Genomic DNA, 20,866 nt, shown 5'->3' with positions numbered 1-20,866 from the left:
GCGTATTGAAAGGGGTCAGGCCTTTCCTCTACCGTAGCGGCCTGTCTTTCGCGATGCGGATAAAGCATGTCTTTGGCCCCTTCACGTTCCTTGTTTTTTCTCGCGTTCATGGCGGGTGCGCTGACGTTGGGCGCGTCCTTTTACCTTGAATTCGGCGTGTCTCTGCGCCCGTGCTTCCTGTGCCAGGTGCAACGCATCTTCCTGGCTGTTTTTACGCTGATCAATCTGGTCGCCACCCTCCATAATCCCACGCGTTCCGCTGCCTATTTTTACGGTCTTGTCAGTATGGGTAGCGCAGTGCTCGGTGCGCTCACCGCCGTACGCCAGGTGTTGCTACAAAACGCCGCACCTGATCAGGCTGCTGATTGCTGGCCAAGCCTGCACTATATGATCGAAAACCTATCGTTTTGGCAGGCGCTGCAATCGTCGGTCAAAGGCACTGTCGACTGTGTGGAAATCAACTGGACCCTGTTTGACTTGAGCCTTCCCGAATGGAGCCTGCTGTTCTTCGTTGGCATGCTGATTTTGGGAATCTTGCAGTTTTCAAGGCTGCTGCTGATGCCGCGTTTGCATCCGGCGAGTCGTTGAAATGAGCCCGAGAGTTGTAGGACGGGATTAAACACTTGTATGAACTTTCTCTCCTGCGTACCTTGAAGCCATAGTCATGCGGGCATAATCTGGCCCGCACGTGTTATCGAAACCGTTTGTCAGATGCGGCCTTGTCCGGCTGCTGCCTTATCCTTGAAGTGTTGCGCGGGCACCAGGCAGCAGCGCCCCTATAGGGAAGAGAGATCATCATGCTGGAAAGTTGTCAGAATGCTCAGGAACGCTGGGGTGGGGTGCACAAGCTCATCGACAGATGGCTGCTGGAGCGCCACGAACTGATTCAGGCCTATGATGCTCTTGGCGCCAAGCCCGATGCACTGTCTGAGAACCACAAGCCGCTGCAAGAGTTCTGCGGGTCTTTGGTGGACTATGTTTCTGCCGGCCACTTCGAGATCTACGAGCAACTGACCGGTGAAGCGAAAGCGTTCAATGATAAGCGGGGCCTTGAGCTGGCCGAGACCCTTTACCCGCGCATTGATGTGATTACCGAGAAGCTACTGGCATTCAACGATCTGTGCGATGAAGGCAAATGCGTTGCTGAAAAATTCAAGGAGCTCGGAGGTCTGCTCCATGAGCGTTTCGAGTTGGAAGACTGCCTGATCGAAGTGTTGCACACCGCCCATAGCGAAGAGCCTGCTACCCAGGCTTGATCCTTGATCGCGGTACAAAAAAACGGTGCGCATTGCGCACCGTTTTTTATGGGTTCAGTGGCGGGTTCCGAGCAATTCGATCTCGAACACCAGCGGCGTATAGGGCGGGATCAATTCGCCTGCGCCATCAGCCCCATAGGCCTGTGCCGATGGAATCACCAGACGCCATTTCGCACCTACGGGCATCTGTTGCAGCGCACTGCTCCAGCCGCTGATCACACTGTCCAGACGAAACCACTGCGGCTGGCTGCTTTTATCGAACACAGTGCCATCGGGTAGCCGCCCCACGTATTTCACTTCAACCTGGTCATTGGCCATCGGTTTGTTGCCGGTGCCGGGGGTGAGTTCGTTGAGCAGGATTCCATCCGCCAATTCACGTACGCCTTTGACGGCTTTTTCTTTGTTTAAAAATTGTTGCTCGGCGGCCAGTGCTTTTTCGCTCTGGGGTACCTGAGCGTCGGCTTCGCTTTGCGCTTCGTGTTGGGCAAGCAGTTGTTCGATACGGGCGTTATCCAATGTCAGCGGTTTGCCTTGATAGGCTTGCTTGAGGCCGTCGATCAGGGCCTGGATCTGCAGGTCAGGGACTTCCTGGCGCAGCCGTTCACCGAGGCTTGCGCCCAGGCTGTAGGCGAGGTCATGCTGGTCCTGGTCAGTGGTTTTTGGTGGCGATTGCTCGCTCGCATTGGCCACCGAAATCGCCAGGCCCAGCACAAAAAAAAGGTAACGCGACATGGGGCATTCTCCCGCCGAAAGTGCGACGGATTATGCCAGCGTGAATGGGTAAAAAGTGCCGCGTATTTTCGTTATATCGATAAGAATTTTCGCACGGTGCAACGCAAGCCAAACGATACTGTCAACATGCCCTAGCGGCGGTAAGAGCAGAGGGCTAGTATGAGCCGCACCCACGTCAGCCAGGAGGTAAACCATGTCGGCCAAACAGAAGCCTGTTAATACCCCGTTGCATTTACTCCAACAACTTTCGGGCAGCTTGCTCGAACATCTGGAAAGCGCTTGTTCCCAAGCCTTGGCCGATGCAGAAAAGCTGCTCGCCAAGCTGGAAAAACAACGCGGTAAAGCGCAAGAAAAGCTGCACAAATCCCGCACCAAACTGCAAGACGCTGCCACTGCTGGCAAGGCCAAGGCACAAGCCAAAGCCAAAGACGCCGTCAAAGAACTTGAGGACCTGCTGGACGCCCTCAAGGATCGCCAAGCTGAAACCCGCACCTACATTTCCCAACTCAAAAAAGACGCTCAAGAAAGCCTGAAACTGGCTCAGGGCGTTGGTCGTGTGAAGGAAGCCGTAGCCAAGGTGCTGGGCGCTCGTACGCCTGCAAAAGCGGTTGCCAAGCCAGCTGCCAAAACCGCTGCTGCAAAACCAGCCGCCAAGCCAGCTGCCAAAACCGCTGCTGCGAAACCAGCCGCCAAGCCAGCTGCCAAAACTGCTGCTGCAAAACCAGCCGCCAAGCCAGCTGCTAAAACTGCTGCTGCAAAACCAGCCGCCAAGCCAGCTGCTAAAACTGCTGCTGCAAAACCAGCCGCAAAACCAGCCGCAAAGCCAGCGGCTAAAACGGCTGTTGCAAAACCAGCCGCCAAGCCAGTTGCTAAAACGGCTGCTGCAAAACCAGCCGCCAAGCCAGCTGCTAAAACTGCTGCTGCGAAACCAGCCGCCAAGCCAGCTGCTAAAACTGCTGCTGCGAAACCAGCCGCCAAGCCAGTTGCTAAAACCGCTGCTGCGAAACCAGCCGCGAAGCCAGTTGCCAAAACCGCTGCTGCAAAACCAGCCGCCAAGCCAGCTGTTAAAGCCGCTGCTGCAAAACCAGCCGCCAAGCCAGTTGTTAAAGCTGCTGCTGCGAAACCGGCCGTTAAGCCAGTTGCCAAGCCTGCTGCTGCAAAACCGGCCGTTAAGCCAGCCGTCAAGCCTGCTGCCGCTAAACCAGTTGCAAAGCCAGTCGCTGCCAAACCAGCCCCGGCCAAACCAGCAACGCCTGCAGCTACTCCAGCAGCATCCTCCGCTCCAACCGCGCCGACCAGCAGCACGCCTGCACCGGTCACGCCAAGCACTACCCCAACCAGCGCTTCCTAAGTGCCGGTGGCCGCGACGCGCAGCTGTTGCAGCGCGTCGTGGTCAAGGTTGGCGGCATCCTCAGCCGCCAGTCCTTCCAGCCACTGCGTTTGAGCCACCGCACATGTCGGCCAAGCCTGTGCAAGCGCTTCCAAGCGTGTCAGTAGCTGTCGTTCGGCATCCAGCTCAAGGGCTTTGACCCGCTCCCGTAACCCTGCCAACGGCTCGTCCTGCTGCGCCATGGCGCGCCATTGCACCCGAACGTGGCGCAACGGTTCGATCACTTGCGTCTGCCACGGTCGAGAAAGCTGTTGCAGTGCTCGTGCACGCTCGGGCTCAAACGCTGCACCGCGTTGCTCCAGCCATGCGCCACACAGCAACAGGCACACATCTGCGCCTTGTTCCTGCAGGCGCAAGCAGGCGGTTTCGACGCCCGGACGGGCGTAAGTCGAGAGGGCAAAGCTCCACAGGTCAGCGCACATATTCACACCCAAGCCAGCGGGCAACGAAGCTGGTAGACTCCGCCGCCATTATGATCCGACTTCAAAGCCTAACATTACAGCGTGGCCCGCAGCGTCTTCTCGAAGACGCCGAGCTGACCCTGCACGCCGGTCACAAAGCCGGCCTGATCGGTGCCAATGGCGCCGGCAAATCCACGTTGTTCGCCCTGTTGCTGGGTGAGCTGACCCCGGACTCCGGGGACTGCTTGCTGCCGGCCGACTGGCGCATCGCCCATATGCGCCAGGAGATCGACACCCTGGACCGCATCGCGATCGACTACGTGCTCGATGGCGACCTGCGCCTGCGCCAGGTGCAACACGACCTTGCCGAGGCCGAGAAAGCCCAGGACGGCGCCGCTCAGGCACGCCTGCACTCCGAACTCGACAGCGCCGACGGCTACACCGCCGACGCCCGCGCGCGCAAGATGCTTGCCGGCCTGGGCTTTACCAACGAACAGATGGATCGCCCGGTCGCCGACTTCTCCGGCGGCTGGCGCATGCGCCTGAACCTGGCCCAGGCGCTGATGTGCCCTTCGGACCTGCTGCTGCTCGACGAACCGACCAACCACTTGGACCTCGATGCGATCCTGTGGCTGGAAGACTTCCTCAAGAGCTACCAGGGCACCTTGCTGCTGATTTCCCACGACCGGGACTTCCTCGACGCCGTGGTCGACAACATTGCCCACGTCGAACAGAAGAAAATCACGCTCTACCGTGGCGGCTACACCGCGTTCGAACGCGCCCGCGCCGAGCGCCTGGCCCAGCAGCAACAGGCCTTCGAGAAGCAGCAGGCGCAGCGTGCGCACATGGAAAGCTACATCGCCCGCTTCAAGGCCCAAGCCACTAAGGCCCGGCAGGCACAAAGCCGGATCAAGGCGTTAGAGCGCATGGAGGAGCTGTCGGCGGCCCACGTCGATTCACCGTTCGACTTTGTGTTCCGCGAGTCGGTGAAAATCTCCAGCCCGCTGTTGGACCTTTCGGATGCGCGCCTGGGTTATGGCGATAAAACCATCCTGGAGAAGGTCAAGCTGCAGCTCACGCCGGGTGCGCGTATTGGTTTGCTCGGCCCTAACGGTGCGGGCAAGTCGACGCTGATCAAGAACCTGTCGGGCGAACTTTCGCCCCTGGCCGGCCACCTGACCCGTGGCGAGAACACGGTGGTGGGCTATTTCGCCCAGCACCAGTTGGACTCCCTAGACGCCAAGGCCAGCCCGTTGCTGCACTTGCAGCGCCTGGCGCCGACCGAGCGCGAGCAAGTGCTGCGCGACTTCCTGGGTGGTTTCGACTTTCGCGGTGCACGCATCGATGAGCCGGTGCTGAATTTCTCCGGCGGCGAAAAGGCCCGTCTGGCCCTGGCGTTGATCGCCTGGGACCGCCCGAACCTGCTGCTGCTCGACGAACCGACCAACCACCTGGACCTGGAAATGCGCCTGGCGCTGACCATGGCCTTGCAGGAGTTCAGCGGTGCGGTACTGGTGGTGTCTCACGATCGCCACTTGCTCAAGAGCACTACCGATAACTTCCTGTTGGTGGCTGACGGCAAAGTCGAAGAGTTCGACGGTGACCTCGACGACTATGCCCGCTGGCTGACGGATTACCGCCTGCGCAACGCGCCGGCCAGTAACACGCCGGTCAATCCGGACAAGACTGACAAAAAAGCCCAGCGCCAGGCCGCCGCCGCATTGCGCCAACAATTGGCGCCGCACAAACGCGAAGCCGACAAGCTGGAAGCGGAGCTGGGCAAGGTGCATGAGCGCCTGGCCAAGATCGAAGCCAGCCTGGGTGACAGCGCCGTGTATGAGGCCGCCCGCAAGGATGAGTTGCGTGACCTGCTGGCTGAACAGGCCAAGCTCAAGGTACGCGAAGGGCAATTGGAGGAAACCTGGATGGAGGCCCTCGAATTGCTGGAAACCTTGCAAGCGGAGCTGGAGGCGTTGTCCTGATGGAAGCGTTGCAGTTGCCGCTGCCGGCACAGTGGGTCGAGCCCGTGTGGATCGGCGTGCAAATCCTGCTGATCCTGTTGGCCGGTTACCTAGCCCAGCGTTTTGTTGCCAAGGGCCTGACGCGCCTGGGCGAGCGCTACCCGTTGCCGCCACAACTGCTAATGCCTCTGCGCGGCGGCTTGCGCTGGTTGATCATGGGCAGTGCGCTGATCTTTGTGCTCGGTCGCCTGGGCGTTTCCGCCACGGTGCTGTGGACAGCGTTGTCGGGGTTTGTGGCGGTCGCTGCCGTGGCGTTCTTTGCCATGTGGTCGGTGTTGTCCAACCTGTTGTGCGCCATTTTGATCTTTACCGTCGGGCCGTTCCGTATCGGCGACATTGTCGAATTGGTGGATACCGTCGACAAACCGGGTGTGAAGGGCAGGGTAGTTGCGATCAACCTGCTGTACACCACGTTGATCGAAGTCGCAGAGGCTGGCACCGACAGTGCAATGGTGCAGGTGCCCAACAGCCTGTTCTTCCAGCGTTCGGTGCGCCGCTGGATCAGCCCCGCGTAAAAATTCTATAGCCAGGCCTCGGTGCTCGGAGTTAGCTTAACGCTCACGACGAATTTGAAACGAGGTGTGTAATGGCACTCGATACATGGCTGGCCTTTTTCGTGGCCAGTTGGATCATCTCCCTTTCCCCTGGTGCCGGCGCCATCGCCTCGATGTCCAGCGGCCTGCAATATGGTTTTGTACGCGGTTACTGGAATGCCATTGGCCTGCAAATTGGCCTGGCGATGCAGATTGCCGTGGTCGCAGGCGGCCTGGGTGCCATTTTGGCGACGTCGTCTACCGCGTTCTATGCGATCAAATGGTTTGGCGTGGCGTACTTGGTGTATCTCGCCATCAAGCAATGGCGCGCCTTGCCCATGGACATGACCGACGACGCCGCCGTACGCCCGATCGGCAAACCTATGGCAATGATGTTCCGTGGCTTTCTGGTCAATGCCAGCAACCCCAAGGCCCTGGTATTCATGCTGGCGGTGCTGCCGCAGTTCGTGAACCCGCAGGCGCCGTTGCTGATCCAGTATGTGATCCTGGGAGCGACGATGATCGTCGTGGATATGATCGTGATGGCGGGGTATACGGGGTTGGCGTCGAAGGTGCTGCGGTTGTTGCGCACGCCTAAGCAGCAGAAGCGGATGAATCGCACGTTTGCGGGTTTATTTGTAGGGGCCGCCGGCTTTCTCGCCAGCCTGCACCGCACGACGGCATAACTGAAGAAACGGGGTTAAAAATGTGGGAGGGGGCTTGCCCCCGATAGCGGTGGGTCAGCTACAGATTAGCTGACTGATACACCGCCATCGGGGGCAAGCCCCCTCCCACATTGATTTTGTGTTGCTTGATCTAACAAGTATCAGCGCAAGATCTTCGGCGCTTCATCCCTTGGCAGGTTGTTGCGTAGCACCGGTTGGCCCGGCTCTTGATACCCACCCCCCAGCTGCTCCGCCAACTGCCGCGCCACATCTTCACCCAGCGCTTTCGACACTTCCTTCACCACCCGCGGCCGGTTCAGGCTCACGCGCACGTCGCGGCTGTTCACCAATTTGGTGTCCTGGCCTTCACCCATGGCGGTGAACGCCGAGGTGATCTCGTAAGTGCGGGTGTTGATCAGGCTGAAATCTGCCACCAGCGTCAGGCCCAGCACGGCTGAATAGCTGTTGGTGTTGTCCAGGGCATTGACGTCCTGGGTAAAGTCGATATCTGACAAGGTGCCGAACAGCACGTAGTCGGCGCCCTTGAAGTTACCGGCCTTGATGCGCTTGATCACGTCATACACGTCGCCCTTGGCATCGGCGGTGTAGGGCGTGCCCTGCACCAGTTGGAACTGCCGGGACTTTAGGATCTCGCCCTTGATATCGCCGCTGAACTTACGTAGCTCGGTCTGCTCGATGTAGCTTGTACGGCTTTCGTACTCGCTGTAGTTCGAAGCGCCGCTGGCGTGGTAGGCGCTTGCCTGCATGTTATTGCTGGCCGAAACCTGATGAATGTATTCCTCGACCCGCGCCTCGTAGGCCAGGTCGGTCACCGCGATTTTTGGGGCGGCCGAGGCGCCAAAGGCGCACAACAGGCCGATCATGCCGATCCATGCACGCATTGCTTAGCGCTCCGTGGTCTTGCGGATTTCTTTTTCGTCCATCCATTCGGCCAGGCCGCTCTCGACGTCGATCAGCTGTAGGCTGAATTTGTAGAACACGTCCTTGTAGTCCGAGCTGCGCTTGACGATGGAGCTGATGGAGCCTTCGAGGCGGTACTTGGCGGCGACCATGTTGCCGGTCTTGCTGACGGTGGACTTCTTGTACAGGCCGCTCTGATTTTGCAGCTTGAGCTGGTCGACCTGGCTTTGCATGTCGGTGTTGTCGCTGGCGAAGCGCGCGGTACCGGTTTTCATAAGCTGGGTCTTGATTGACGTGGTGATTTCGCGGGTATCGATGTACTCGCTGGTCTTGTTCTTCACGTCGTACACCTGCACCACCGGGCGGCCTTGCAGGATGCCGGATTGGGCCAGGGAGCGGGTCATGCTTTCGGCGATCATTTGCAGGTCGGTGGAGCCGAACTCGTTGGTCACCGTTTCTACGGCCTTGGTATCGCCGTAGTTGATGTTTTTGCTGCCCAGTACCGGCGACGTGTTGGAGCAACCGCTGGCCAAAACGGCGACCACGGCGAGGATCGAAAAGCGTGCAAACATGGGGGAATCTCTCCAGAACTGAATAGGTGTGGGCGTCAAGGCGTCTTCACTTCAAGGCGGAAGTCTGCCGCCTGAGGCAAGTTGGCGATGGCCGGCAGGAAGGTCGCCTGGTTGGCGTACAGGTTCAGCACTTTCCAGGTTTCTTCGTCGCCCACCGGGAAGCCATCGGCACCCAGCCAGGCAAAGCGGTAATACATTGTTTGGTTACTGCTGGTGATGTTGCTCAACTGCACCTTTGCGGTGAGAAAGCCGTTTTCGCGTGCAACGCGGATGGCGCCGACGGCGATGCCTTTGAATTTGCCCATCACCACGATTTTGCTGGCGGCGCTGCCAGGCTCCGGCGGCGGCGGGGTGGCGCAGCCAGCAAGCAGGACCAGCGCCAGGGCGCCGAGGATAAAATGACGCATAGCGTGCTCCTTAAGGTTGTTTGAGGGCGATAGCTTGAGTGGCGGGGCTCGGTACGACATGGGCCGCCAAGCCGCCGGCGAACACCTGGTTACCGACCACGCGCAGGGTGATCACTTGGTAGCGCTGGTCGGCCTTGACCGTCACCAGCGTACCGCCCAAGGCGTTGGGCAGGCTGACTTGATGCTCGCCGTGCTTGAGGCGCAGGCGAGTCACTTGGGTCATGTCTGGCAGGGTGCGCCAGGTACGGGTGTCGGCGCCTTCTGTGACAGCAGAGGCGATGCCCAGAACCAGGCCCGCCATGGGGTTGGTTTTGTTCAGGTTGTTTTGCGCCACGCCACGGGTGACCGCACGCACGGTGGTGCGCAGAATGATCCCTGGCATGTCATCGCGCAGGGCGCGGCGGGACATGGCGGTGGTGCTGTTGAGCGGGGTGAGATTCTGTTGCTGACCATCGACACCGATCTGGGCAAAGGTTGCCGTGGAGGTGTCGGCCTTGATCACCGGGAACGACAGTGGGGTGATCACCAGGTTGCCGTTGATCGGGATCGGCAGCGGCAGTCGGATGGAGTCGCGGGCTGGTGCCAGGCCGCTCTGGACCACGATCAGCACTTCACTTTCGTCGGCACCAACCTTGGATTTGTCCAGGTTCAGCAACGCCTGCTCAAGCAACGGGGTGTTTGGGCGCAACTCGGCGGCCTTGCGGTAGCCGGGGGCGGCCAGGTCTTTTTCACCCAGGGCTTCGTAGACGAAGCCGGCCAGGTAATGGCTGAACGCACTTTGGTAGCTGTTTTTCAGGCCGACGACTTCCGGCGCGTCCAGGGCTTCAATCGGGTAGCCGCGCAGGTCTTTTATCTGGGTGGTTACACCTTCGCGCTCGGCTTCGTCCTCGCGCTTGAGGTATTCCTTGTCGCGCAGGTCGGCGATGACGGCTTCACGCTCGTGGGTTTTCTTGATCTCGGTGCGCGCGCCGTCGAAGTCGTTGAGCGCCAACAGGTTCAAGGCCATCTGAGTGGTCAGCATGACTTTTTCGTAGTCGTAGCCTTCGTAGCGACGCACCTTGTCGTTGGCCAGGAAACTGCCGAACTGGGCGAGGTACTTTGCGCTGTCGAACTTGACCGACTCTTCCCACTTGTAAACTTGCAGGTCGGCACTGCGCCAGGCGGTCTGGCTGCCGGTCAGATCACCCTTGGCTCGCAGCAACTCGCCCTTTTCGAAGAAATAGAGCAGGTCTTTGTCATCGCCGGTGTTGTTTTTTTCCAGCAGGGTCAAGGCGGCGTCGACATTGCCGGTGGCCAATTGCTGGTTGGTGGCTTGCAGCTCGGTGTCGTAGCTGCGGAACATCGAGCAGCCGGAGAGCAAGGTGACGGCCGCGAGCGCAAACGGAGTTAAGGCGCGAAATGCCATGCTACTTCTTCCCTGAAAGTATTCAGTCGGTATGGTAATTCCTCATAAAAACGAGGAATGAAATTCCCTTTCGCCCTAACAGGGCGCGGCATTATAAACGCCGTTACTGGCAAAACAATGGCTTGTTGATGTGATGCAATCGACAAAAATGCCACTACTGCCGGAAAAAATCGCTGCCCTCAAATGCGCCGAATCACTAACGCCTTGAGTCAAACCCTTTAAGGCTTAACAATGTGTTACTTCGTGTTTCCATTTGAGATTCGTTCATGACTGCCCCCTTCCGTTTTCTCGCCTGGCTGTTGTTACCGGCGTTGATGTCGTGCAGCGTTAACCTGTTGGCAGCGACTGCCGAGGGCGCCCCACAGGCCCTGCATTTGCTGGACTACATCGGCGCTGACTACCCTCCCACGGTGGAGGCGGGCAAGGTTATCGATGAGTCCGAATACCGTGAACAATTGGAGTTTCTCGGGGTGTTACAAGGCCTGGTGGCGGATTTGCCGCAGAGGCCTGAGCACGCGGCTTTGATTAAGGGCGTCGACGAACTGTTAGCGGGTGTGACTGCCCGTCAGGATGGCGCCACAGTTGCCCGCCAGGCGCGCCAATTGGGTGCCCAATTGGCCGTGGCGTATGAAGTCAGCCAGGCGCCAGCCATCACGCCCGACCCGACTCGCGGCGCACCGCTCTACGCCCAGCATTGCTCGGTGTGCCACGGCGCTGCCGGTATGGGGGACGGCCCGGCCGGCATGGGCATGACGCCGCCGCCCGCCAACCTGCGGGATGCCACGCGGCTCGATCGCCTGAGCCTGTATGCGATCTACAACACCTTGGGTTTGGGCGTCGAAGGCACTGATATGCCGTCTTTCGCCGACCAACTGGACGACCGTCAGCGTTGGGACTTGGCCACTTACATCGCCGGCTTCACCGCCGACGCGGCTGCGGCGAAGAGCGAGCAGCCGTTCAATCTCGCTGACCTGGCCCGCCAAACACCCAATGAAGTGCTGGCCGCCAACGGTCCATCCGCTGCTGCGACCTTCCGTGCCCAGCGTGCGCAACCGCCCCAGGTCAAGCGTGGCCCCGCGCAGTTGCTCGACTACACAGCCACTACGCTGGACAAAAGCCTCGCCGCGTTCCGTAACGGTGATCACGAGCAGGCCTACGACTTGTCTGTTGCCGCCTATCTGGAAGGTTTTGAGCTGGTAGAGAGCTCGCTGGACAACGTCGACGCCAATGTCCGTAAAGACACCGAGAAGGCCCTGATGGCCTACCGGCAGTCGTTGCAGGACGGCTTGCCCGTCGATCAGGTGCAACAGCGCCTGGACGTGGCCAAGGCAAAGCTCACTGAATCTGCCGGCTTGCTGGGCAGCGATGGCCTGAGCTGGTCGTTGAGCTACATCTCCGGCCTGCTGATCCTGCTGCGTGAAGGCCTGGAAGCGATTCTGGTGCTGGCAGCGATCCTCGCCTTCCTGCGTAACACTGGTCAGCAGTCGGCAGTCCGCAGCGTCAACGTGGGTTGGGGCCTGGCGTTGTTGGCCGGCTTGGCGACCTGGGCGTTAGCGGCGTATGTGATCGACGTGAGCGGCGCCCAGCGCGAATTGCTCGAAGGTTGCACCGCATTGTTTGCCAGCGTAATGGTGCTGTGGCTCGGCGTGTGGATGCATGACCGTCGCCACGCGGCAGCCTGGCAGGACTACATCAAGAGCAGCCTGGTGGGCGGCGGCGGGCGCTTTGGTTTTGCGATGCTGGCGTTCTTCTCGGTGTACCGCGAGCTGTTCGAAGTGATCCTGTTCTACGAAACCCTGTGGCTGCAAGCCGGCCCGGCCGGGCACAACGCGGTATTGGCAGGCGGCGCTACGGCGTTAGTGATGTTGGTGGGCCTGGCGTGGGTGATTCTGCGGGGTTCGGCGAAGCTGCCGCTGGCGTTGTTCTTCGGCATCAATGCGGCGCTGCTTTGCGCGTTGTCGGTGGTGTTTGCCGGGCATGGGGTGAAGGCGTTGCAGGAAGCCGGCATCTTCGGCACCCGGCCGGTGGCGTTCTTTGATTTTGACTGGTTGGGGATTCATGCCGATGCGTACTCGCTGAGCGCGCAGGCGGTGGCTATCCTGGCGATTGTGGTGTTGTATGGTCGCAGTCGACTGGCCGAGAAGCGCCGAATTACAGCTTAAGCGGGCACATTGGGATGTGTGGTGTGTTGCAGCGTTGGGGAGTATTTATGCGCGTATGGATCGATGCCGACGCCTGCCCCCGGGCAGCCAAGGACCAGGTGGTCAAGTTCGCCCTCAAGCGCCAGTTCGAAGTGGTGTTGGTGGCCGGGCAAAGCCAGATCAAGCCGAGCTTTTCCTGCGTAAAGCTGATCGTGGTGCCCAGCGGCCCGGACGCAGCAGATGACTACTTGGTGGAACACGCAGTGCCCGGTGAACTGGTGATCTGTAGTGATGTGCCCCTGGCGGATCGCCTGGTTAAGAAGGGCGTAACGGCGCTAGACCCACGGGGCAAGGAGTTCAGCCCCGCGAACATGAGTGAACGCTTGGCGGTGCGCAACCTGTTCACCGACCTGCGCGAGCAAGGCCAGATGGGCGGCGGGCCGCCGCCCCATGGCGAGAAGGACAAGCAGGCGTTTGCCAATGCCCTGGACCGCATCCTCACGCGCCTGTTGCGCCAATCCTGATGTGTGGCGAGGGCGCTTGCTCCCGTTGGGCTGCGTAGCGGCCCCAGCTTTTGGGAGCGCTTCGCACTGGAGCGCCAGCCCGGTCCAGCGGGAGCAAGCTCCCTCGCCACAGGTGTTCAGTCGTTCTCGTGGGTCAACTCCAGCACCCGATCCACCAGCTTGTTGATCCCCGAAGCCACCTCACTGATGCTCTTGCCCACCATATAGGCTGGCGTGCTCACCAGCTTGCGCGCCGTGTCTTCGACGATATCTTCCACGGCGCACTCCTGGTGGGTGGCGCCCATTTTGTCCAGGGCCGCCGCTGTGTCGGGGCAGGTGCCGATGGTGCAGATCACGCCAGGGCCGTAGATTTTTGCGGCCAGGGCAGGGGAGATGCAGATCAGCCCCACCGGCTTGCCCGATTCGGCAAAGGCCTCCGCCAAAGCCAGAACCTGCGGGTTGACGCTGCAACCAGCGCCCTCCACCGCAAAGTTCGACAGGTTCTTCGCCGCGCCAAACCCACCAGGCACGATTAGCGCGTCGAAATCTTCGGCGTTGGCTTCGCGGATGTCCTTCACGTCACCTCGGGCGATGCGCGCCGACTCCACCAGCACATTGCGTGACTCGGGCATCTCTTCGCCGGTGAGGTGGTTGATCACATGCAGCTGCGCAATATTGGGGGCAAAGCATTGGACCTGAGCGCCGCGCTGGTCGAGGCGCAGCAGGGTGATCACGCTTTCGTGGATCTCTGCGCCGTCGTACACGCCGCAGCCGGAAAGGATCACTGCAATCTTTTTGCTCATGGCATTTCTCCTGGGGTCATGGCGTTAAATGTCTACTAATTTGTCACCTGTTGCCAATGGGGTCTTACGTCGCTACACCTACTCTAGATGTAACAAAAACAAACCGGACCAGACCATGGACTTCGTGCCTTACGCGGTACCGTTTTTCATCGCCTTGATCGTGGTAGAGCTGCTTGCCGACCGTTGGCGTGGCGAGCGTAACTACCGGGTGGCGGACGCTATCAACAGCCTCAGCACCGGTGTGCTGTCCACCACGACTGGGCTGTTGACCAAGGGCGTGGGGCTTTTGACCTACGCCTTCGCACTCAAGCACCTGGCCTTGATCGAGCTTTCTGCCCAGAGCGTATGGACCTGGGTGTTCGCCTTCGTGTTCTACGACTTCTGCTACTACTGGCTGCATCGCATGGGCCATGAGCGCAACATTCTGTGGGCCGCGCACTCGGTGCACCATCAGAGTGAGGACTACAACCTCAGCACCGCCCTGCGTCAGACCAGCACCGGTTTTCTGCTGAGCTGGATCTTCTACCTGCCGCTGGCCGTGCTCGGGGTGCCCCTGGTGGTGTTTATCAGCGTGGCGTCCCTTAACTTGCTGTATCAATTCTGGGTGCACACCCGCCATGTGCCGAAGCTTGGCTGGTATGAGTGGTTCTTCGTCACACCGTCCAATCATCGGGCCCACCATGCACAGAACGCTCTCTACATGGATCGCAACTACGGCGGGGTGTTCATTATTTGGGACCGGCTGTTCGGTACGTTCCAGGAAGAGGACGACAATGAACCGGTCGTTTTCGGCGTGACCACGCCGCTGGCCAGTTGGAACCCGCTGTGGGCCAACCTGCAATTCTATGCACAGCTATGGAGTGATGCGCGGCGCACCGAAAAGTGGTGGGACAAGCTGCGCATCTGGTTCATGCGCACCGGCTGGCGCCCGGCGGATGTGAAGGCCAAGTACCCGTTGGCCAAGCATGACCTGAGTCAGTTCCGTAAATTCGAGGTGGCGCTGGACGTGCGTCAGCAGGTGTACATCGCCGTGCAATTTGCGGCGTATGTGGGCTTTGGCAGCTATCTGATGAATTTCGGCGAGGGTTTACCCACGGCAGCGCTGATCCTGGGCTGGAGTGCGATGGCGCTGGGGTTGTTTACCTTGGGCGTGGCCCTGGAGAATCGCCCGTGGGCACTCAAGGCCGAAGTGGCGCGCCTGGCGCTGAATGTGCCGCTGGTATGGCTGGCGCCACTGGTGGGGCTGTGGCCGGCCAGCCACTTGGGCTGGCTGGGCCTGGTGAGTTACAGCCTGCTCAGCGTGATCGGCCTCTACTGTTGCAGAAGCCGGCTTACTCCACTGGTGTCTTAGTCGTTTCGACCGGGGCAGGCTCGGCTGCGAGTCGGGCCTTGGCTTCGGCACAGGCCTCGCGGGCGATGCGGGCGTTCTTGATGCGACGGCGCAGCCACAGGCCGAAGCCCAGTACCAGCAAGGCGCCCAGCACCCACAGCTCGTACTTTTTGACGCTGCCCAGCATGCCTTCGAGCACCGCACCGAAGTGGTACGCCGCCGCGCCGAGTGCTGCGGCCCAGATCGCGGCGCCGATGCCGTTGAGGATGAGGTAGCGCAAGGGTGGGTAGCCAGAAAGGCCAATCGCTACCGGCATGACCGTGCGCAACCCGTAGACGAAGCGGAAGCTCAACACCCACAGATCCGGGTGCTTGCGGATATGACCCAGGGCCTTGTCACCCATTAATTGCCAGCGGGGCTTACGCGCCAACAACTTGCGGCCGTGCTTGCGGCCCATGTAATACCAAAGCTGATCGCCGGCGTAGCTGCCAAAGAAGGCAACGACCACCACCAGGTTGATATCCATGTACCCACGGAATGCCAGGAAGCCTGCGAGAACCAAAATGGTCTCGCCTTCGAAGAAGGTGCCCAGGAAGAGCGCAAAGTAGCCGAAGTCATGCAGAAATTGTTGAAGCATGGTCTGGGGTGCTGGCGAAATGAACGCGCAGCCTACGCCTTCATGAACATTCATGAAAGTATCGAGATGTGTCACGAAGTGAACAATTCCTACATAAACGACGAATGAGCCTACAGGTCGCATCGGCAAGCACAACTGTAATACCTTCGTCATAATGGCCGCTTATAACTGCAACGCTCGCCCGTCTACGCGGGCTCAGGAGTCTGTCGTGAGCTTTACCCCTGCCAACCGCCTCTTCCCCGCTACCCGCCTGCGTCGCAACCGCCGTGATGATTTTTCTCGCCGCCTGGTGCGTGAAAACGTACTGACGACGAATGATCTGATCCTGCCGGTGTTTGTGCTCGACGGCGAGAATCGGCGCGAAACAGTGGCGTCGATGCCGGGTGTGGAGCGCTTGACCATTGATCAGTTGTTGATCGAGGCGGCGGGCTGGGTTGAGCTGGGGATTCCGGCACTGGCGCTGTTCCCCGTCACACCTGCTGGGCTCAAGTCTCTGGATGCCGCCGAAGCCTGGAACCCGGAGGGCATTGCCCAGCGTGCCACCCGCGCCCTGCGCGAGCGTTTCCCGGAGCTTGGGGTGATCACCGACGTGGCGTTGGACCCGTTCACCACCCACGGCCAGGATGGCATTCTCGACGAAGACGGCTATGTTCAGAACGACATCACCGTTGATGCGCTGGTCAAGCAAGCCTTGTCACACGCCGCTGCGGGCGCCCAGGTGGTTGCGCCGTCGGACATGATGGACGGCCGCATCCAGGCGATTCGCGAAGCCCTGGAACTGGCCGGCCACGTCAATGTGCGCATCATGGCCTACTCGGCCAAGTACGCCAGCGCTTACTACGGCCCGTTTCGCGATGCGGTGGGCTCGGCGCTGAACCTGGGTAAGGCCAACAAGGCCTCGTATCAGATGGACCCGGCCAACAGCCATGAAGCCCTGCACGAAGTGGCGGCCGACCTGGCCGAAGGTGCCGACATGGTGATGGTCAAACCCGGGATGCCGTACCTCGACATCCTTTACCGGGTCAAAGAGGAATTCAAAGTGCCGACCTTTGTCTATCAGGTCAGTGGCGAATACGCGATGCACATGGCTGCAATACAGAATGGATGGCTGAGTGAAGGGGTGATCCTTGAATCCCTTACAGCCTTTAAACGCGCTGGGGCTGATGGCATTCTGACCTACTTCGCCGCCCGCGCCGCCCAATTGCTTAGAGAGCAACAATAGCCCTCACAGGAACACTCGATGAATACCGAAGGACTCACAGAAGTTGCCGTAAAAGACGCTCAGCCGGTGGTAGAACAAGTCACCGAGACCCCGCCGGAGCTGGAGCCCGCCGCACCTGCCGTAGTGGCCGAGCCGCCCGTACCGGCCCCGGTGGCGGCGGTGACCAACCTGGATGACAGCAGCCTGTACATCCACCGCGAGCTGTCACAACTGCAATTCAACATCCGCGTGCTGGAGCAGGCGCTGGATGAGTCCTACCCGTTGCTGGAGCGGCTGAAATTCCTGCTGATCTTCTCCAGTAACCTGGACGAGTTCTTCGAGATTCGCGTCGCCGGCCTCAAGAAGCAGATCACCTTCGCCCGTGAGCAAGCCGGCGCCGACGGCCTGCAACCGCATCAAGCGCTGGCGCGCATCAGCGAGCTGGTACACGGCCACGTTGACCGCCAATACGCGATCCTCAACGACATTTTGCTGCCGGAACTGGAAAAACATCAGGTCCGCTTCATCCGTCGTCGTCACTGGACCACCAAGATCAAGACCTGGGTGCGTCGCTACTTCCGTGACGAGATTTCGCCGATCATCACGCCTATCGGCCTCGACCCGACGCACCCGTTCCCGTTGCTGGTGAACAAGAGCCTCAACTTTATCGTCGAGCTCGAAGGCATCGACGCCTTCGGTCGCGATTCCGGCCTGGCGATCATCCCGGCGCCGCGTCTGTTGCCACGGATCATTAAGGTACCGGAAGAGGTGGGGGGCGCAGGCGACAACTATGTATTCCTCTCGTCGATGATCCACGCCCACGCCGATGACCTGTTCCAGGGCATGAAGGTTAAAGGCTGCTATCAGTTCCGTCTGACCCGTAACGCCGACCTGGCGCTGGACTCCGAAGACGTCGAAGACTTGGCTCGTGCCCTGCGCGGTGAATTGTTCTCGCGACGCTACGGCGATGCCGTGCGGCTGGAAGTGGCAGACACCTGCCCGAAACACCTGTCGGACTACCTGCTCAAGCAGTTCAACCTGGCAGAGTCCGAGCTGTATCAGGTCAACGGCCCGGTTAACCTGACGCGCCTGTTCAGTATCACTGGCCTGGACAGCCACCCGGAGCTGCAATACACGCCGTTCACGCCGCAGATCCCGAAACTGCTGCAAAACAGCGAGAACATTTTCAGCGTGGTGAGCAAGCAGGACATCCTGCTACTGCACCCGTTCGAATCTTTCACTCCGGTGGTCGACCTGCTGCGCCAGGCCGCCAAAGACCCGCATGTATTGGCCGTGCGCCAGACCCTGTACCGTTCCGGCGCCAACTCTGAAATCGTCGATGCACTGGTGGACGCCGCGCGTAACGGCAAGGAAGTCACCGCGGTGATCGAGTTGCGTGCACGGTTTGACGAAGAGTCCAACCTGCAACTGGCCAGCCGCCTGCAAGCCGCCGGCGCGGTGGTGATCTACGGCGTGGTGGGCTTTAAGACCCACGCCAAGATGATGCTGATTTTGCGCCGCGAAGCCGGCGAGATCGTGCGCTACGCCCACTTGGGCACCGGTAACTATCACGCCGGCAACGCCAAGCTCTACACCGACTACAGCCTGCTGACTTCCGACGACGCTTTGTGTGAAGACGTCGGCAAGTTGTTCAGCCAGTTGATCGGCATGGGCAAGACCTTGCGCATGAAGAAGCTGCTGCACGCGCCGTTTACCCTCAAGAAGGGCATGCTCGACATGATTGCCCGCGAGACCCAGTTCGCCCTCGACGGCAAGCCGGCGCACATCATCGCCAAGTTCAACTCGCTGACTGATCCGAAGATCATCCGCGCGCTGTACAAGGCCAGCCAGTCCGGCGTGCGTATCGACCTGGTGGTACGTGGCATGTGCTGTCTGCGGCCGGGCATTGTCGGCGTCTCGCATAACATCCATGTGCGCTCGATTATCGGTCGCTTCCTGGAGCACACGCGGGTGTTCTACTTCCTCAACGGTGGCGAAGAGCAGATGTTCCTCTCCAGCGCCGACTGGATGGAGCGCAACCTCGATAAGCGCGTAGAAACGTGCTTCCCGGTGGAAGGCAAGAAGCTGATCATGCGGGTCAAGAAGGAGCTGGAAAGCTACCTCACCGACAACACCCACAGCTGGAGCCTGCAGTCGGACGGCCGTTACGTGCGCAACACGCCAACCGGCAACCAGAACCCGCGCAGTGCGCAGGCGACGTTGTTGGAGCGGTTGGGTAGCCCGATCTTGACCGTGAACTAACAGTCGACATAGGTCTAAAAATGTGGGAGGGGCGGTGCGACGATTCGACTTGCCCCCTCCCACATTTGTTTTTGCGGTGTTGATTAGAGTGGGTTAGCGCACGTTCAGCGTGAACCCCACTCGGGTCAACCACTCCGCTTCCTGCGCAAAGTCCGCCTGGGTCAGTTGGTTTTCATCCAGCCAGCCTTTGGGGAACAGCACATCCAGGCTCTCACCATTGGCGCGCAGCGTCACTTGGGGCATTTCCTGGGTGCCACGGATGTGGTGGAACAGGATCGCAAAGCGCAGCAGCACGCACAGGCGAATCAGCTTGATGCCTTCATCACCGAACTCGGCAAACTTGTCCTTGGGGATGTTGCGGCGGTGGCCGCGCACCAGCAGGGCGAGCATCTGTTGGTCTTCGCGGGAGAAGCCGGCGAGGTCCGAGTGCTCGATCAGGTAGGCGCCATGCTTGTGGTAATGGTAGTGGGCGATGTCCAGGCCCACTTCATGCACCTTGGCGGCCCAGCCCAGCAGCTCGCGCCATACGCCGTCTTCCAGGTCCCAGTCGGCGGCCACTTGGTCGAACGCGTGCAGGGCTTTGCGCTCTACGCGCGCGGCTTGTTCCAGGTCAACGTGATAACGCTCCATCAGCGAGCTGAGGGTGCGCTCACGCACGTCTTCATGGTGATGGCGGCCCAACAGGTCGTAGAGCACGCCTTCGCGCAGGGCGCCGTCACAGTGGTCCATGCGTTGCAGTTCGAGGGCATCGAAGATCGCTTCGAGAATCGCCAGGCCCGCCGGGAAAATGGTGCGGCGGTCGGGCTTGATGCCGTCGAAGTCGATCTTCTCGGCGTCGCCCAGCTTGAACAGCTTGCGCTTGAGCCATGCCAGGCCTTCGGCATTGACCTCGCCGGTGCCATGGCCGCCGGCCTTGAGGGCCAGGCCGATGGCGCGGATGGTGCCGGACGAGCCGATGGCTTCATCCCACGTGAGGCGGTGCAGGGCGTGCTCGATGCTCATGATCTCCAGCCGCGCCGCTGTGTAAGCCTGGGCGTAGCGTGCCGGAGTGATTTTGCCGTCCTTGAAATAGCGCTGGGTATAGCTGACGCAGCCCATTTGCAGGCTTTCGCGCAACAATGGCTCGAATCTTTGCCCGATGATGAATTCGGTACTGCCCCCGCCAATGTCGGCCACCAGGCGCTTGCCAGGGGTGTCGGCCAGGGTGTGGGACACGCCGAGGTAGATCAGGCGCGCTTCTTCACGGCCAGAGATGACTTCGACCGGGTGCCCGAGGATCTCCTCGGCGCGGCGGATGAATTCGCCACGGTTGCGCGCTTCGCGCAGGGCGTTGGTGCCGACGATCCGCACGGCGCCCAGGGGCATGCCGTTGATCAGTTGGGCAAAACGCTTGAGGCAATCGAGCCCGCGCTGCATGGATTCTTCATTGAGCTTGCGCTCATCGTCGATCCCGGCAGCCAGTTGTACTTTCTCGCCGAGCCGCTCAAGGATGCGGATCTCACCGTTCTGGGCCTTGGCCACGACCATGTGAAAGCTGTTGGAGCCCAGGTCGATGGCGGCGATCAGGGACAGATTCTTGGCTTGGGATTGCGGCATGGTTAGGGGGTCTCGGTCGATAACCTGACCATCGTGCCACGATCGACCGCTGGCGCCAACGCATCAACGCACAGCGCGAGAGGATTTATG

The 20,866-nt window shown here is 60.2% G+C and carries 20 protein-coding genes; 11 read left to right on the top strand and 9 right to left on the bottom strand.

Going from position 1 to position 20,866, the window contains the following annotated elements; all coding sequences use genetic code 11:
- Window positions 1–66: 66 nt before the first annotated feature.
- Together ICY20_RS07575 and rsd are read left to right on the top strand one after the other, a co-directional pair.
- Window positions 67–588 (top strand): disulfide bond formation protein B, encoded by a 522-nt coding sequence (locus ICY20_RS07575; RefSeq protein WP_159956310.1) that lies wholly within the window; start codon window positions 67–69, stop codon window positions 586–588.
- 209 nt (window positions 589–797) lie between these two features.
- Window positions 798–1,256: a sigma D regulator gene (gene rsd / locus ICY20_RS07570; protein WP_159956308.1), complete on the top strand. Its 459-nt coding sequence runs from the start codon at window positions 798–800 to the stop codon at window positions 1,254–1,256.
- Between the two features lie 54 nt (window positions 1,257–1,310).
- Here rsd and ICY20_RS07565 read toward each other — a convergent pair whose 3' ends face one another.
- The gene (locus ICY20_RS07565) at window positions 1,311–1,988 is read right to left on the bottom strand and encodes an FKBP-type peptidyl-prolyl cis-trans isomerase (RefSeq protein WP_159956306.1); all 678 of its coding nucleotides are present in this window, start codon (window positions 1,986–1,988) and stop codon (window positions 1,311–1,313) included.
- Window positions 1,989–2,181: 193 nt separating this feature from the next.
- On the opposite strand from ICY20_RS07565, the gene ICY20_RS07560 reads away from it, so the two are divergent.
- On the top strand, window positions 2,182–3,339 hold the full coding sequence (locus ICY20_RS07560) for an AlgP family protein (protein WP_194937235.1): 1,158 nt from the start codon (window positions 2,182–2,184) through the stop codon (window positions 3,337–3,339).
- Here the strand turns inward: ICY20_RS07560 and ICY20_RS07555 are convergent.
- Entirely contained in the window at window positions 3,336–3,800 is a 465-nt protein-coding gene (locus ICY20_RS07555) for a TIGR02444 family protein (protein WP_159956302.1), read from the bottom strand. The two genes, ICY20_RS07560 and ICY20_RS07555, sit on opposite strands and share 4 nt — an antisense overlap.
- Window positions 3,801–3,850: 50 nt before the next feature.
- Here ICY20_RS07555 and ICY20_RS07550 point away from each other — a divergent pair, with 50 nt between their 5' ends.
- The 3 genes from ICY20_RS07550 to ICY20_RS07540 all read left to right on the top strand — a co-directional run bounded on the left by ICY20_RS07550 (window position 3,851) and on the right by ICY20_RS07540 (window position 7,019).
- The gene (locus tag ICY20_RS07550; RefSeq protein WP_159956300.1) at window positions 3,851–5,761 is read left to right on the top strand and encodes an ATP-binding cassette domain-containing protein; all 1,911 of its coding nucleotides are present in this window, start codon (window positions 3,851–3,853) and stop codon (window positions 5,759–5,761) included.
- The gene (locus ICY20_RS07545; RefSeq protein ID WP_159956298.1) at window positions 5,761–6,315 is read left to right on the top strand and encodes a mechanosensitive ion channel family protein; all 555 of its coding nucleotides are present in this window, start codon (window positions 5,761–5,763) and stop codon (window positions 6,313–6,315) included. Before ICY20_RS07550 ends, ICY20_RS07545 begins: the two co-directional genes overlap by 1 nt.
- A gap of 71 nt (window positions 6,316–6,386) precedes the next feature.
- Window positions 6,387–7,019, top strand: a complete 633-nt coding sequence (locus ICY20_RS07540) for a LysE family transporter (RefSeq protein WP_159956296.1) — start codon at window positions 6,387–6,389, stop codon at window positions 7,017–7,019.
- A 140-nt stretch (window positions 7,020–7,159) separates the two neighbouring features.
- Here ICY20_RS07540 and ICY20_RS07535 read toward each other — a convergent pair whose 3' ends face one another.
- From ICY20_RS07535 to ICY20_RS07520, 4 genes are read right to left on the bottom strand one after another with little or no spacing between them, the layout of a single operon-like run.
- Complete coding sequence (locus ICY20_RS07535; RefSeq protein ID WP_159956294.1) at window positions 7,160–7,900, bottom strand: penicillin-binding protein activator LpoB; 741 nt, start codon at window positions 7,898–7,900, stop codon at window positions 7,160–7,162.
- Window positions 7,901–7,903: 3 nt separating this feature from the next.
- The gene (gene lpoB, locus ICY20_RS07530; RefSeq protein ID WP_159956292.1) at window positions 7,904–8,491 is read right to left on the bottom strand and encodes a penicillin-binding protein activator LpoB; all 588 of its coding nucleotides are present in this window, start codon (window positions 8,489–8,491) and stop codon (window positions 7,904–7,906) included.
- 35 nt (window positions 8,492–8,526) lie between these two features.
- Window positions 8,527–8,898 (bottom strand): YcfL family protein, encoded by a 372-nt coding sequence (locus ICY20_RS07525; RefSeq protein WP_038844227.1) that lies wholly within the window; start codon window positions 8,896–8,898, stop codon window positions 8,527–8,529.
- A 10-nt stretch (window positions 8,899–8,908) separates the two neighbouring features.
- Window positions 8,909–10,303 carry a COG3014 family protein gene (locus tag ICY20_RS07520; RefSeq protein WP_159956290.1) on the bottom strand — a complete coding sequence of 465 codons (1,395 nt, stop codon included), beginning with the start codon at window positions 10,301–10,303 and terminating at the stop codon, window positions 8,909–8,911.
- A gap of 266 nt (window positions 10,304–10,569) precedes the next feature.
- On the opposite strand from ICY20_RS07520, the gene ICY20_RS07515 reads away from it, so the two are divergent.
- Both ICY20_RS07515 and ICY20_RS07510 read left to right on the top strand, forming a co-directional pair.
- Window positions 10,570–12,465 carry an FTR1 family protein gene (locus ICY20_RS07515; protein ID WP_159956288.1) on the top strand — a complete coding sequence of 632 codons (1,896 nt, stop codon included), beginning with the start codon at window positions 10,570–10,572 and terminating at the stop codon, window positions 12,463–12,465.
- A gap of 47 nt (window positions 12,466–12,512) precedes the next feature.
- The gene (locus tag ICY20_RS07510; RefSeq protein WP_159956286.1) at window positions 12,513–12,968 is read left to right on the top strand and encodes a YaiI/YqxD family protein; all 456 of its coding nucleotides are present in this window, start codon (window positions 12,513–12,515) and stop codon (window positions 12,966–12,968) included.
- Between the two features lie 116 nt (window positions 12,969–13,084).
- Here the strand turns inward: ICY20_RS07510 and elbB are convergent, their stop codons facing one another.
- Window positions 13,085–13,750, bottom strand: a complete 666-nt coding sequence (gene elbB / locus ICY20_RS07505) for an isoprenoid biosynthesis glyoxalase ElbB (protein WP_159956284.1) — start codon at window positions 13,748–13,750, stop codon at window positions 13,085–13,087.
- 115 nt (window positions 13,751–13,865) lie between these two features.
- Here elbB and ICY20_RS07500 point away from each other — a divergent pair, with 115 nt between their 5' ends.
- Window positions 13,866–15,101, top strand: a complete 1,236-nt coding sequence (locus ICY20_RS07500; RefSeq protein ID WP_159956282.1) for a sterol desaturase family protein — start codon at window positions 13,866–13,868, stop codon at window positions 15,099–15,101.
- Here ICY20_RS07500 and ICY20_RS07495 read toward each other — a convergent pair.
- On the bottom strand, window positions 15,082–15,717 hold the full coding sequence (locus tag ICY20_RS07495) for a DedA family protein (RefSeq protein ID WP_159956523.1): 636 nt from the start codon (window positions 15,715–15,717) through the stop codon (window positions 15,082–15,084). The two genes, ICY20_RS07500 and ICY20_RS07495, sit on opposite strands and share 20 nt — an antisense overlap.
- Before the next feature lie 208 nt (window positions 15,718–15,925).
- Here ICY20_RS07495 and hemB point away from each other — a divergent pair, with 208 nt between their 5' ends.
- A complete protein-coding gene (gene hemB, locus ICY20_RS07490) occupies window positions 15,926–16,939 on the top strand; it encodes a porphobilinogen synthase (RefSeq protein ID WP_159956280.1) in 1,014 nt (337 codons plus the stop codon).
- A gap of 18 nt (window positions 16,940–16,957) precedes the next feature.
- Window positions 16,958–19,180 (top strand): polyphosphate kinase 1, encoded by a 2,223-nt coding sequence (gene ppk1 / locus ICY20_RS07485; protein ID WP_122485141.1) that lies wholly within the window; start codon window positions 16,958–16,960, stop codon window positions 19,178–19,180.
- Between the two features lie 93 nt (window positions 19,181–19,273).
- Here the strand turns inward: ppk1 and ppx are convergent, their stop codons facing one another.
- Window positions 19,274–20,776 (bottom strand): exopolyphosphatase, encoded by a 1,503-nt coding sequence (gene ppx / locus ICY20_RS07480; protein WP_159956278.1) that lies wholly within the window; start codon window positions 20,774–20,776, stop codon window positions 19,274–19,276.
- Window positions 20,777–20,866 lie beyond the last annotated feature (90 nt).

It is taken from the genome of Pseudomonas pisciculturae (genome assembly GCF_015461805.1).
GTDB classification, from domain to species: domain Bacteria; phylum Pseudomonadota; class Gammaproteobacteria; order Pseudomonadales; family Pseudomonadaceae; genus Aquipseudomonas; species Aquipseudomonas pisciculturae.
This window is presented reverse-complemented; position numbering and strand designations above follow the sequence as displayed.